The following is a 12,341-nucleotide window of genomic DNA, read 5'->3' on the forward strand; positions in this document are numbered from 1 at the left end:
GGGTGCCTTTCAGAGGAATTCGAGGATGCGGCGGCGCAGTTCGGCCGTGCCGGGTGCGTGCTGCGCGTCGCGCTGACGCGGGTGCGGTACGTCCAGAACCCGGCCGGAGCCGAGCAGGGCGACCCGGTCGCCGAGGTACAGCGCCTCGTCCACGTCGTGGGTGACGAAGACGACGGTCGCGCCGGTGCCCCGCAGGATGTCCACCAGCAGGTCCTGCATCCCGGCGCGGGTGCGGGCGTCGAGCGCCCCGAAGGGCTCGTCCATCAGGACCGCCCGCGGCCGGCCGGCCAGTGCGCGGGCCAGCTGGACCCGCTGGCGCTGCCCGCCGGACAGCTGGTGCGGCAGCTTGTGGGCGTGCTCGGACAGCCCGACCCGCTCCAGCCACTCGGCCGCCGACCGGCGCCGCTCGGCGCGGGGGACCCGCCGGATGGCCAGGGGAAGTTCCACGTTGGCGCGTACGCTGCGCCAGGGCAGCAGTGCGTCGTGCTGGAAGACCAGCGCCCGGTCGGAGGCGGGCCGGGTCACGGGCTCGCCGCCCTGGGTGACCCGCCCGTCGAGCGCGGGCAGCAGCCCGGCGAGGGTGCGCAGCAGCGTGGACTTCCCGCAGCCGGACGGCCCGACCACGGTCAGCAGCTCGCCCGCCGGGATCCGCAGGGTGACGGTGCCCGGCAGGACCGCGCCGCCCGGGTGGCCGAGCCGCACGTCCTCCAGGGCGAGTTCGGTGCCGGCCGGGGCGGGCGGGGCGGCGGGCAGGGTGGTGGTGCTCATGTGACCGGCTCCTTCCGGGGAACGGCGGTACGGGGCGCTGCCGCCCGGCCGGTGGCGCTGCCGGCCGCGCCGGCCGCCGGCCGCCGCCGTCCGGCGGGTCCGCTGACGGCCGGGCGGGGCAGCCAGGCGGTGGCGCGGCGGCCGAGCAGCTCCACGGCGGTGGAGGTGAGCCAGCCGAGGGCGCCGATGGTGGTCATGCCGACGAACACGCCGGGGTAGTCGACGACCGTGTAGTCCTGCCAGGTGCGGTAGCCCACCCCGTACTCGCCGGAGATCATCTCCGCGGAGATCACACAGATCCACGAGACGCCGATGCCCACCGACAGGCCGCCGAAGATGCCCGGCAGGGCGCCGGGCAGCACCACCGAGAACAGCACCCGCGTCCGTCCGCCGCCCATGGTCAGCACGGCCTCCTCCCAGACGGGGGTGAGGGCCCGGACCGCGTGCCGGGTCGAGACGGCCACCGGGAAGAAGGCGGCGGCGAAGGTGATGAACACGATGCCCTGCTCGTTGGTCGGCAGCAGCAGGATGGCGACCGGCACCAGGGCGATGGCCGGCACCGGGCGCACCACCTCCACCAGCGGGCCCAGCAGGTCCGCCGCCCACCGCGAGCGGGCGATGGCCGTGCCGGCCGCCACCCCCAGCACCGCGGCCAGGACGAAGCCCGCCCCGATCCGGCGCAGGCTGTGGCCCAGGTCCTGCCAGTACGGTCCGGTCCCGACCCGGTCGGCGAAGGCGGAGGCCACCTCGCCGACCGTCGGGAACTGCTCGAACCGCAGCCACAGGTTCACGTCCAGCGAGGTCAGCAGCTGCCACAGCCCGAGGGCCGCCGCCAGCGAGGCGGCCCGCAGCAGCCAGCGGCCCGCGCTCACGAGGCCAGGCCCACGGCGTCCTCGTAGCCGATGACGCGGGCGCCCGGGTGCTGCCCGGCCCAGGCCTTCGCGCCGGCCGGGGTGAGGAAGGCGCGCAGCTCGGCGCCGTCCGCGACCCACACCGCCTTGTCGGCGAACCACAGGGTGCCGGTCACCGCGTCCGGTACGTACGCGGCCCGTACGTCGGCTCCCTTGGCGGCTTTCAGCAGCTCCTTGGGGCTGTCGAAGGAGGCGGTGGTGGCCTGGCCCCTGAGCCACAGCTCGGACTTGGCGGCCCCCGCCTTCGGGTACCCCGGTTCCTGCACGGCCCGCTTCAGCGGCGCCGGGTCGACGAACGCGTCGACGTCGACGTCGCCCGCCAGCCCGGCGCCCTTCAGCACCGGCACGTCCTCCTTCAGCGCGGCGATCAGCTCGGGGCGCAGCTCCGGGTCGAAGGTGGCGATGCCGTTGGCGCCGTTGTAGAGGTAGACCACCTCGGCCGGCAGCCCGGTCTCCTTGCCCACCGACTCGGCGGCCGCCACCGGCTGCTTGCGCAGGTGGTCGGTGGCGCGGCGCTGCGCCTTGAGGAAGTCGTCGATCACGCCCGGCCGTTCACCGGCGAACTTCTGCCGGACGGTGACCCCGTGGAAGGTCGGCAGGTTCAGCTCGGCCCCGTCGTACAGGGCCTTCGCCCGGCCCTCGAAGGCCAGCTGGCCGGGCCAGGCCACGAACTGCGAGAGCGCGTCGACGCTGCCGGCCTGGAGGGCCGAAGCGCCCACGCTGGGCTGCTGGTTGAGTTTCTGGATGCCCTTGTCGGGGTCGATCCCGGCACGCTGGAGGGCCCGGACGAGGGTCCCGTCGGCGGCCGAGCCGACGCTCGTGGACACCTTTCCGCCGCGCAGGTCCGCCAGCGACTCCAGCTTCGAATCGGGCGCGGTCACCACCGTGTTGAGGCCGCCGCGCAGGTTGTAGCCGGTGACGGCGACCAGCGAGGTCGGCTGCTTCAGCTCCTTTCCCCGGGCGGCGTTGAGGAGCAGCGGGAAGTCGCCCATCGAACCGATGTCGATCTTGCCCGCCGTCATCTGCGCGGTGATGGGGGCGCCCGTCGCGTAGTCCTGCCAGTCGACCTTGTACGTCACCCCTTCCCGCCTGCCGCGCGCCGCGAGCTCCTCCTCGAAGTAGCCGAGGGAGCGCAGCAGGGTGCCCGCGGTGACCGTGTTGATGGTCTTGGACTGGTAGCCGACGGTCACGGTGACCGTCTTCGACGGGCTGCCGCCCGCCGTGCCGGCACCACCGCCGTCACCGCTGCCGCCGCCGCAGGCGGTGGCCAGGGGGAGGAGCAGGGCGAGCGGGACGGCGGGACCGGCGAATCTGCGGCTCATCGGGGCGGGGCCTTTCATCGGAGCAGGTAGGGCATGTTGACGGTCACCGCGCCGGTGGGACAGCGTGCGGCGCACGGGCCGCAGTACCAGCACTCGTCCACGTGCATGTACGCCTTGCCGTTGTCCTCGCGGATCGCGAGCGAGTCGAGCGGACACATGTCGACGCAGAGCGTGCAGCCGTCGATGCACTTGGACTCGTCGATGGTCACGGGCACGTCGGCGCGCTGGGGGACAAGAGGCATGGCTTCTCCAAGGGCCCGCGAGGGCGGGGGAACGGGGAGGGGAGGAAGGAGGAAGGAGGAAGGGGAGGGGCTCAGAGGGAGCGGCGCAGCACGCCGCTCATGGTGATGCGGTCACCGCGGAAGCGGATGAACTCCAGGTCCACCGGCCGGCCGTCGGGCAGGCACGTCAGCCTCTCCAGCATCAGCACGGCGGCCCCGCGCGGAGCCTGGAGCACGGCGGCGGAGTGCGCGTCGGCGTTGACGGCCTCCAGGGTGATCTCCGCATGGCCCAGCGGACCGCCGGTCAGCGACTCCAGGAGCCGGAACACGTCCGTGTTCTCCAGGTCGCACCCCAGCAGTTCACCGCCGATGTCCATGGGCAGGTAGGAGAGGTCCAGTGACAGCGGCAGTCCGTTCAGCCGGCGCAGCCGCTCGATACAGAGCACGTCGGTGTGCTCGGGCAGGCCCAGCCGGTGGGCCACCGGGCCGGGGGCGGTCACGGGTCCGACGGTACGGACCTCGTTGGTGACCCGGCCGTGCTCGTGCAGGGTCTCGGCCAGGCCCTGGAGGCGGTCCAGCCCGTGCGGGTACTTCTCGCACACCACCACCGTGCCGACGCCGGGCTGCCGGTCGACGAGCTGCTCACCGCGCAGCAGGTCCAGGGCCTGCCGGACGGTGTTGCGGCTGGCCCGGTAGTCGGCGGCGATGACGTCCTCCAGGGGCAGCACCCCGCCCGGGAAGCCGCCCGCCAGGATCTGGTGGCGCAGCAGGTCGGCGAGCTGCCGGGCCTGGTCCGCACGCAGCCGTCGGCGGCGCGCGGCGGCGACCGGGCGGGCGGCGGGGGCGGGTTCGGCTGGCATGGCGAGGAACGTACCGGGAGAGCCCTCCAGGTGGTGTTGCCGCAGTATTGCGCCACCTGACGCCGCGTGTGTACGGCTCTGACCTGCTACTTCTTCGGAAGAGTGGCGAGATCCGCCACTACGGCGCCCACCATGTGGACCCGGCCCCGATCAGGATGCGAACGGTGACCGTGCTTCGAGCAGCCGCCGGAAGCAGGCCGGTGCGTACCGTTCCGCGGCCGCCGAGCCGGGGGCGGCGAAACCCGCTTCCCGGGCCATCAGCTCCCGGGGCTGCGGCTGCCAGCCGACGACCAGGACCCGCAGGCCCCGGTCCTCCGCGCGCCGGTGCAGGTCCAGCAGGTGCAGCAGGCCGCGCGCGGTCATGAGCGGGACTCCGTGCAGATCGACCATGAGGACCCGCTCGCCGGCGGTGACGTGATCCAGCGCCTGCCACAGGGCCGCGCCCGACTCCTCGTCGAGCTCTCCGCTGGCGCTGACCAGGACGGTGGTGCCGCGGTACTGGACGTCCGTGGTGATCAATACGTTCCCCTTTCCATCACCCGCGCGGGCGGCGGGCCCGCGGGGCCCCATCCTGGCGTGGTGCCGGGCGGCTCGGGTAAGAGGCTCGCTGACGTCCCGGTCGCGTTTTGTCAGGTTTCGCTCAGGACGGTCCGAGGCGCGCCGCGGCAGCGGCGAACCCCGGTGCCGGCGCGCGCCGGGGGCGTACCGCCGCCCTCAGGCGGGCGGGAACCGGTCGCGGTGGGCGGCCAGCCAGGTGGCGAAGTCCTGGAGGGCCGGGTTGATGCGGCGGACGGCGTCCAGGTCCCGGGCCCCGGTGAAGGAGGCCTCGCAGTCGGCGTAGAACTGGAACATGTTTCCGGCCTCGTCGGCACCGGGGAACCCGAGGGCGCGGAACGCGTCCGGCGTCAGGGGCCGGTAGCGGACCGGCCGGCCGAGGGACTCGGTCAGGGCCGCGGCCATGTCGGCGAGCCGCAGGTGTTCTCCGGCGATGCTGATGGTCGCCGCGACGAAGTCCGCACCGCCCTTGAAGATGGCGTGCGCGGTCTTGCCGATGTCGTCGACGGCGATTCCGGAGAGCCGCTTCTCACCCATCGGGAAGATCAGCTCCAGGCCGCCGTCCTCCGCCTCCTGGGGAGCGAAGCTGCCCAGCAGGTTCTCCCAGTAGAAGGCGGACCGCAGGAAGGTGACCGGCACGCCCGCGTCGAGGAAGTACTGGTCCGCCTCCGCCTTGCCGTCGAAGTGCGGAACCTTGTACCCGCCCTGGAGCGTCGGCATCCGGTCGTCGTCGACCGGGATGCAGTGGCGCGTGTCCTCCAGGGTGGACCAGATCGCGTGCTGCACGCCGGCGTGCCCGGCGGCCCGGGCGAGGGCCGCCGCCTGCCGCTTCTCGTGCGCGGCGTCCATGTCCTCCCAGAAGTTCGTCACCAGGAACGCCCCGTACACCCCTTCCAGGGCGGGGCCCAGGCTCGCCTCGTCGTCCAGATCGGCCCGCACCACCTCCGCCCCGAGCCGCGCAAGCTCCCTGGCCCGGTCCGAGTCGGGCCGGCGCGTCACGGCGCGCACGGTGAAGTCGCCGTCCCGGTCCTCCAGGACGGACCTGGCCAGGGCGCCCCCCTGCTGTCCGGTCGCGCCGAATACGGTGATCGTCCGCTTCCCGGTCATCGCCGGCCACCCACTCCCGTACGCGTTCCGCGCCCCTCGTGAGGACGTTTCCGCTGCGAAACCTACGGGCGGCGGGCCGGACACCCCCGGCGCCACACGCCGGGCCCGCCCGTATGGCGGCAGCACCCGGGCGAACGGCGGCGGGCCGGGACGCCGCCCCGTGCTCAGCCGGTGAAGGAACCGTGCCGTCCCGCCCCGGCGGCGAAGCGCGCGGCACCGGCGCCGGTCTCGCCCGCCGACAGCGGCACCATGCCGTGCCGCAGCTCGGCGGCCAGCGCCTCGGGCTCGGGCAGCCCGTGCTGCTCCCGTACGGACAGCCGGTCGTGGCGCAGGCACAGCTGGGGGAACGCGGCGATCTCCCGGGCCAGTTCCTCCGCCGCCCGCCGGGCCCGTCCCGGCGGTACGAGGCGGTTGGCGAGCCCCATCGCGTACGCCTCGGCGGCGGGCACCGGGCGGCCGGTCAGGATCAGGTCCATCGCGCGGCTCTCGCCGATCAGCCGCGGCAGCCGTACCGTGCCGCCGTCGATCAGCGGTACCCCCCACCGGCGGCAGAACACCCCGAAGACCGCGTCCTCCTCGGCCACGCGCAGATCGCACCACAGGGCGAGTTCCAGGCCTCCGGCCACGGCATGCCCGGCGACGGCCGCGATGACCGGCTTGGTCAGCCGCAGCTGGGTCGGCCCCATCGGGCCGTCGCCGCCGGGCTCCACCCGGTTCCCGCGTTCGGTGCCGACGGCCTTGAGGTCGGCGCCCGCGCAGAAGGTCCCGCCCTCGCCCCACAGCACCGCGACCGACGCCCCGTCATCGGCCTCGAACGACCGGAAGGCGTCCGCCAGTTGCGTGGCGGTCGGACCGTCCACGGCGTTGCGGGCGGCGGGCCGCGACAGCACCACGGTCGTCACGGGGCCGTCGCGCTCCACGCGGACGGCGGGGGCGGCGGGGGTGGCAGCGGAAGGCTTCGTCATGGCGGCATTCTCACGCGGCCGGAGGCCCCGGGGCCAGATCCAATACAGCCAATGGTGCTATCTTCATTGGCACCATGCTGCTGAGACTGAACACCGCGGACAGCCGCCCGCTGCACGAGCAGGTGGCCGGCGCCGTCCGGCGCGCCATCGCCGACGGCGAGTGCGGTCCGGGGGACCGCCTCCCCTCCGCACGGGACCTCTCCCAGGCGTTGGGCGTCAACACCAACACGGTCCTGCGCGGCCTGCGGGCCCTGCGCGACGAGGGGGTGCTGGAGTTCCGGCGGGGGCGGGGCGTGACCGTGGCCGCGGGGGCGGACCGGCGGTCGGCGCTGCTCGACCGGGTGCGCGAACTCGTGGGCGACGCCGCGCACCTGGGGTACAGCAGGTCGGATCTCATCGAAATGATCAGGGGGTTGCCGTGAACGGCGTGAAGGGAACGGAAGGCCGGGGCGCGGCGCTGTGGGCGGCGGGGCCGTCCGCCGTGCTCGTCGCACTGCCCTGGGCCGCGAGCGGCCGGCTGCCGGAGCGGCTGGCCACCCACTGGAGCGGGGCCTCCGGCGTTCCCGACGGCTCGATGCCGCTGTGGGCCGCCGCGCTGTTCCCGGCGCTCGTCTGGACGGCCCTCGTGCTGCTGACCGTCGGCGTCGCGCGGTGGCGCGGGGGTGCGGGGGCGTACGCCGCCCTGCCGGCCGGAGCCGTCTTCCTCGTCGGCGGGCAGGCCTGGATCGTCCGGGCGAACCTGGACCGTACGGACTGGCACCAGGCGCGGCCGGTGAGCCTCGGGGTCGCCGTGACGGTCGTGGTGGCGGCCGTCACGGGACTGGTCGGCCGGCTGGCGTCCCGGAGCGGCTCCACCCCGGCGCCCCGGCCGGCGGGGACCGTGCCGAGCATGGAGATACCGGCCGGCGAGACGCTCGTATGGCTCTCCCGTACGGCGAACCCCTGGCTCCGGGCGACCGCGGCCCTGACCGGACTCGGCGCGCTCGCCGCCGCGCTGGCCGCCGTGGCGGGTCTGGTGGCGCCGCCGTGGGCGCTCATCGCGCCCCTGGCGATCACGTCCGTGGTGGTGCTGGCCTGCTCCTCGGTACGTGCGCGCGTCAGCGAGCGGGGCCTCGAAGTGGCCTTCGGCCCGCTGGGCCTGCCGGTGCGCCGCTGGCGTGCCGCGGACATCGAGTCGGCGCGCGCGGAGCACCGGACCCCCGCGCAGGTGGGCGGCTGGGGGTACCGGCTCAGCGGCAAGGGGACCACGGTGATGCTCCGGGCGGGCGAATGCCTGGTCATCCGCCCACGCGGGGGCGCCGACTTCGCCGTCAGCGTCGGGGACGCCGAGCGCGGCGCCGCCCTGCTGAACTCGCTGATCGCACGCGACACCCCTTAGGGGCTCGGCTCACTGGCCGACGCGTCCGTCCACGCACTCGCGCAGCAGGTCGGCGTGGCCGCAGTGGCGGGCGTACTCGTCGATCCGGTGCACCATCAGTTCCCGGATCGCGATGCCGTCCTTCCCCACGCGTGCGCCCAGGTCCGGGAACGCGGCCAGCGCGGCGTCCATCGCGGCCTGTTCCCGCTCCAGGTCGGCGTACGCGGCGTCCACGACGGCCTGGTCGGCGACCGCCCCGTGGAAGTCCGCGTCGCGGGCGCCGTACAGCTTCGGCAGCGGTTCGGCGTCGGTGATCCAGTTGCGCCAGTCCCGCTCCACCTCGGCGAGGTGCCGGACCAGGCCGAGCAGCGACATCGTCGACGGCGGCACCGACCGGCGGGCCAGCTGCTCGGGATCCAGGCCCTCGCACTTCATCCGCAGGGTCAGGCGGTAGCCCGTCAGGAAGTCCAGCAGCGTCTCCAGTTCGCCGTCCGGACTGTTGCAGTTCTTGTTTCGGGGGTCGTCGTCCGGGTCCGCCCACATGTCGGGGTACACGGTCGCCTGGGTCCATCGCGCGGGCTGATCATCCATGCGGCCCATGATCGCGGGTGCCGTCGCCGGACCGCCACCGGGTTATCGGCGGGTGAGCCGCGTCTCACCGGAGCCCCGGCACTTGTCTATGCAACGAGTTGCATAAGAGGATCGGGGGCATGGCGCTCGACCACGCGATCCTCGTCTCCCTGCTGGAGATGCCCGGCTCCGGATACGAACTGGCCCGGCGGTTCGACCGGTCCATCGGCTACTTCTGGACCGCCACCCACCAGCAGATCTACCGCGTACTGGGCCGTATGGAGCGCGAGGGGCTGCTCACCGCCCGCACGGTGGCGCAGCAGGGCCGGCCGGACAAGAAGGAGTACTCCGTCGCCGACCCCGGCCGCGCGGCCCTCTCCCGGTGGCTGCACGAGCCGATCGAGCCCGAGAGCATGCGCCACGACCTCGCCGTGAAGATCCGCGGAGCCGCCTTCGACGACCCGGCCGCCCTGGTCCGCGAGGTCGAACGGCACCACCGGGTGCACGGCGAGCGGCTCGCGCACTACCTCGCCGGGGAACTGCGCGACTTCACCGGCCCCGAGGCCCCCGCACCGCTCGACGCCGGACAGGAGCTCCAGCACGCCGTGCTGCGCGGCGGCATCGCGTACGAGCGGATGACGATCGCCTGGCTGGACGACGTCCTCGCCACCCTCCACCGCCTCGGCCCGACCCCGCCCGCGTCCGCCTGAACACGCACCACGCACCACCCACCATCCACTCCACGGAAGGCGACCCCTCATGGCCGACTCCCTGCTCTTCAACCCGCGCACCTACGACCCCGCGCACTTCGACCCCGAGACCCGCAGGCTGCTGCGCGCCACCGTCGACTGGTTCGAGGAGCGCGGCAAGCGCAAGCTGATCGAGGACTACCGCTCCCGCGCCTGGCTCGGGGAGTTCCTCGCCTTCGCCGCCAAGGAGGGCCTGTTCGCCACCTTCCTGACCCCGGCCTCCGCCGCCGGACGGGAGGGCCGGCGCTGGGACACCGCCCGGATCGCCGCCCTCAACGAGATCCTCGGCTTCTACGGCCTCGACTACTGGTACGCCTGGCAGGTCACCATCCTCGGCCTCGGCCCGGTCTGGCAGAGCGAGAACGCCGACGCCCGTGCCCGTGCCGCCGAACTCCTCGACCAGGGCGAGGTGTTCGCGTTCGGCCTGTCCGAGCGGACCCACGGCGCCGACATCTACTCCACCGACATGCTGCTGGAGCCCGACGGCGACGGCGGCTTCCTCGCGAGCGGCTCCAAGTACTACATCGGCAACGGCAACGCCGCCGGGCTCGTCTCCGTCTTCGGCCGCCGCACCGACGTCGAGGGCCCGGACGGGTACGTCTTCTTCGCCGCCGACAGCCGCCACCCGGCCTACCACCTGGTGCAGAACGTCGTCGACTCCTCCAAGTACGTCAGCGAGTTCCGCCTCGACGCCTACCCGGTGTCCCCCGAGGACGTCCTGCACACCGGCCGCGCCGCCTTCGACGCCGCCCTCAACACCGTCAACGTCGGCAAGTTCAACCTCTGCACCGCCTCGATCGGCATCTGCGAGCACGCGATGTACGAGGCCGTCACCCACGCGCAGAACCGCATCCTCTACGGCCGCCCCGTCACCGCCTTCCCGCACGTGCGCCGCGAACTGGCCGACGCCTACGTCCGCCTCGTCGGCATGAAGCTCTTCAGCGACCGCGCCGTCGACTACTTCCGCTCCGCCGGCCCCGACGACCGCCGCTACCTGCTCTTCAACCCGATGACGAAGATGAAGGTGACCACCGAGGGCGAGAAGGTCGTCGACCTCATGTGGGACGTCATCGCCGCCAAGGGCTTCGAGAAGGACACCTACTTCGCCGAGGCGGCCGTCGAGATCCGCAGCCTGCCCAAGCTCGAAGGCACCGTCCACGTCAACCTCGCGCTGATCCTCAAGTTCATGCGCAACCACCTGCTGGAGCCGGTCGACTACCCGGCCGTGCCCACCCGCCTCGACGCGGCCGACGACGACTTCCTCTTCCGGCAGGGCCCGGCCCGCGGCCTGGGCTCCGTACGCTTCCACGACTGGCGGCCCGCGTTCGACGCGTACGCCGAGGTGGCGAACGTGGCCCGGTTCCGCGAGCAGGCCGACGCCCTGTGCGAGTTCGTCGCCACCATCGCCCCCGACGAGGCACAGAGCCGCGACCTCGACTTCCTCCTCTCCGTCGGCCAGCTCTTCGCCCTGGTGGTGCACGCCCAGCTGATCCTGGAGCAGGCCCGCCTGACGGACCTGGACCCGGACGTCCTCGACGAGCTGTTCTCCGTCCTCGTCCGCGACTTCTCCGGCCACGCCGTCGAACTGCACGGCAAGGACTCCGCCACCGAGGCGCAGCAGGCCTGGGCCCTGGGTGCCGTACGCCGTCCGGTCGTCGACGAGGCCCGCGCGGCGCGGATCTGGCAGCGCGTCGAGGCGCTGTCCGGGTCGTACGAGATGGCGCCGTAACCACCGCGCCCCGACCGGGGCCCGCCCGCGGCCGGCCGGTCCGGCCGCGGGCGGCGGCTGCCCCCGCCCCTCACACCGTCCAGCGCAGCACCGCCCCCAGCCCGCCCGCCGGGCCCGGCATGCCCGCCGGTACGGCGAGCACCTCGCAGCCGGCCGCCGCCGCGGAGCGCAGCAGCGCGTCGTCCGCGCGCGCCCGTACGGGCTTGTCGACGCCCATCGCCTGCGCCTGGCCGCGCTGCACCGCGACCTGGTCCACGCCGGGACCGATCCACACCTCGCGCCCCGCGTCGGAGCCCTCCGGCCCCAGCAGCAGCGTCGCCGCCTGGTGGCTGCGTACGGCGTCCACCACCGCCGGCATGCCCTCGGCCGCCTGGCCCGGGCCGGTGTCCACCGTGGACTCCCGGTGCTCGCCGGGGCGGCCCCGGCCGATGCGGAACCGTTCCAGGGCGGCTTCCAGCCGCTCGCGGGCGAAGCCCTCGCACACCCGCGCGATCTCGCGGTCGAGGGCGTCCCGGGAGGCCCCCGGCGAGCGCCCGCCGGCGTCGGCCTCGACGGCCACCGCCCGCATCCGCTCGGGCAGCCGGGCGTGGACGGCCCGGCGCTCCCGGGCATCGCCGGCGAGCACCAGCAGACCGGCGCCGCTCCCGGGCCACTGCCGGGACAGCTCGGCGGCGATGGCGTCGGCCGTCTCGTTCCAGGCGTTCTCGACCCGGTTCCGGTAGTGCCACTCGTACCGGTCCGCCGGCACGCCGCGGTGCCCGTGGTCCTGCTCCTGGCTGCCCGCCGTCCGGCCCAGGGCTTGACGGCGGGGGCCGTCGCGCAGCTCCAGATCGGCGCCGGCGCGGTCGACGTACGCCACCAGGCAGGCCGGCTCCTCGCCGCGCAGCCCGGCCAGCGGGGCGATGTGCGGCAGCACCGACCAGGTCGCCTCGGTGGCCGCCGGTGCCCTTGCGAGCGGGACGTCCAGGAGGACCTCGGCGCCTGAGGCGAACAGCGCCCGGCCGGGCGGCGCCCCGCTGACCGGCTCGCCGAGGAGCCGGTTCACCACGGCCCGGACGGTGTAGGCGTCGGCGCCCGCGTCGATCAGCTGTGCGGCGACGGCACGCTCGCGCAGTGCCCGGATCCGCTGCGCGTCCTCGGTCGCGCGGGTGCCCTCGACGTACACCGAGGCCCAGGGGCCGGGGCGGGAGAAGAGGGGTTTGAGGAAGCCGAGTTCCATGACGTCCC

The 12,341-nt window shown here is 74.1% G+C and carries 14 protein-coding genes; 4 read left to right on the forward strand and 10 right to left on the reverse strand.

Features of this window, described 5'->3' with window-relative positions; genetic code table 11:
• Window positions 1-9: 9 nt before the first annotated feature.
• The 8 genes from ACZ7IF_RS06510 to ACZ7IF_RS06545 all read right to left on the reverse strand — a co-directional run bounded on the left by ACZ7IF_RS06510 (window position 10) and on the right by ACZ7IF_RS06545 (window position 6,709).
• Window positions 10-768 carry an ABC transporter ATP-binding protein gene (locus ACZ7IF_RS06510; protein ID WP_470964005.1) on the reverse strand — a complete coding sequence of 253 codons (759 nt, stop codon included), beginning with the start codon at window positions 766-768 and terminating at the stop codon, window positions 10-12.
• Window positions 765-1,640, reverse strand: a complete 876-nt coding sequence (locus ACZ7IF_RS06515; RefSeq protein WP_470964008.1) for an ABC transporter permease — start codon at window positions 1,638-1,640, stop codon at window positions 765-767. Before ACZ7IF_RS06515 ends, ACZ7IF_RS06510 begins: the two co-directional genes overlap by 4 nt.
• A complete protein-coding gene (locus ACZ7IF_RS06520; protein ID WP_470964011.1) occupies window positions 1,637-3,001 on the reverse strand; it encodes an ABC transporter substrate-binding protein in 1,365 nt (454 codons plus the stop codon). Before ACZ7IF_RS06520 ends, ACZ7IF_RS06515 begins: the two co-directional genes overlap by 4 nt.
• Window positions 3,002-3,015: 14 nt before the next feature.
• Window positions 3,016-3,243 carry a 4Fe-4S dicluster domain-containing protein gene (locus tag ACZ7IF_RS06525; RefSeq protein WP_125741086.1) on the reverse strand — a complete coding sequence of 76 codons (228 nt, stop codon included), beginning with the start codon at window positions 3,241-3,243 and terminating at the stop codon, window positions 3,016-3,018.
• A 71-nt stretch (window positions 3,244-3,314) separates the two neighbouring features.
• Window positions 3,315-4,082 carry a GntR family transcriptional regulator gene (locus ACZ7IF_RS06530; protein ID WP_470964014.1) on the reverse strand — a complete coding sequence of 256 codons (768 nt, stop codon included), beginning with the start codon at window positions 4,080-4,082 and terminating at the stop codon, window positions 3,315-3,317.
• A 150-nt stretch (window positions 4,083-4,232) separates the two neighbouring features.
• Complete coding sequence (locus ACZ7IF_RS06535; RefSeq protein ID WP_470964017.1) at window positions 4,233-4,601, reverse strand: STAS domain-containing protein; 369 nt, start codon at window positions 4,599-4,601, stop codon at window positions 4,233-4,235.
• Between the two features lie 195 nt (window positions 4,602-4,796).
• Window positions 4,797-5,744: an NmrA/HSCARG family protein gene (locus tag ACZ7IF_RS06540; protein WP_470964020.1), complete on the reverse strand. Its 948-nt coding sequence runs from the start codon at window positions 5,742-5,744 to the stop codon at window positions 4,797-4,799.
• Window positions 5,745-5,908: 164 nt separating this feature from the next.
• Window positions 5,909-6,709 (reverse strand): crotonase/enoyl-CoA hydratase family protein, encoded by an 801-nt coding sequence (locus ACZ7IF_RS06545; RefSeq protein WP_470964023.1) that lies wholly within the window; start codon window positions 6,707-6,709, stop codon window positions 5,909-5,911.
• Window positions 6,710-6,783: 74 nt separating this feature from the next.
• Here ACZ7IF_RS06545 and ACZ7IF_RS06550 point away from each other — a divergent pair, with 74 nt between their 5' ends.
• Complete coding sequence (locus tag ACZ7IF_RS06550; protein WP_470964026.1) at window positions 6,784-7,131, forward strand: GntR family transcriptional regulator; 348 nt, start codon at window positions 6,784-6,786, stop codon at window positions 7,129-7,131.
• Entirely contained in the window at window positions 7,128-8,087 is a 960-nt protein-coding gene (locus ACZ7IF_RS06555; RefSeq protein ID WP_470964029.1) for a DUF1648 domain-containing protein, read from the forward strand. Before ACZ7IF_RS06550 ends, ACZ7IF_RS06555 begins: the two co-directional genes overlap by 4 nt.
• Window positions 8,088-8,096: 9 nt before the next feature.
• Here ACZ7IF_RS06555 and ACZ7IF_RS06560 read toward each other — a convergent pair whose 3' ends face one another.
• The gene (locus tag ACZ7IF_RS06560) at window positions 8,097-8,666 is read right to left on the reverse strand and encodes a DinB family protein (RefSeq protein WP_470964032.1); all 570 of its coding nucleotides are present in this window, start codon (window positions 8,664-8,666) and stop codon (window positions 8,097-8,099) included.
• Between the two features lie 110 nt (window positions 8,667-8,776).
• Between ACZ7IF_RS06560 and ACZ7IF_RS06565 the strand changes: the two genes are divergently transcribed.
• Both ACZ7IF_RS06565 and ACZ7IF_RS06570 read left to right on the forward strand, forming a co-directional pair.
• Entirely contained in the window at window positions 8,777-9,346 is a 570-nt protein-coding gene (locus ACZ7IF_RS06565) for a PadR family transcriptional regulator (protein ID WP_470964035.1), read from the forward strand.
• Between the two features lie 49 nt (window positions 9,347-9,395).
• Window positions 9,396-11,114: an acyl-CoA dehydrogenase family protein gene (locus ACZ7IF_RS06570; RefSeq protein WP_470964038.1), complete on the forward strand. Its 1,719-nt coding sequence runs from the start codon at window positions 9,396-9,398 to the stop codon at window positions 11,112-11,114.
• A gap of 70 nt (window positions 11,115-11,184) precedes the next feature.
• Here the strand turns inward: ACZ7IF_RS06570 and ACZ7IF_RS06575 are convergent, their stop codons facing one another.
• A complete protein-coding gene (locus tag ACZ7IF_RS06575) occupies window positions 11,185-12,333 on the reverse strand; it encodes a baeRF2 domain-containing protein (protein ID WP_470964041.1) in 1,149 nt (382 codons plus the stop codon).
• Window positions 12,334-12,341: the final 8 nt, after the last annotated feature.

The sequence above is a fragment of the Streptomyces sp. NPDC037421 genome (assembly GCF_055602105.1).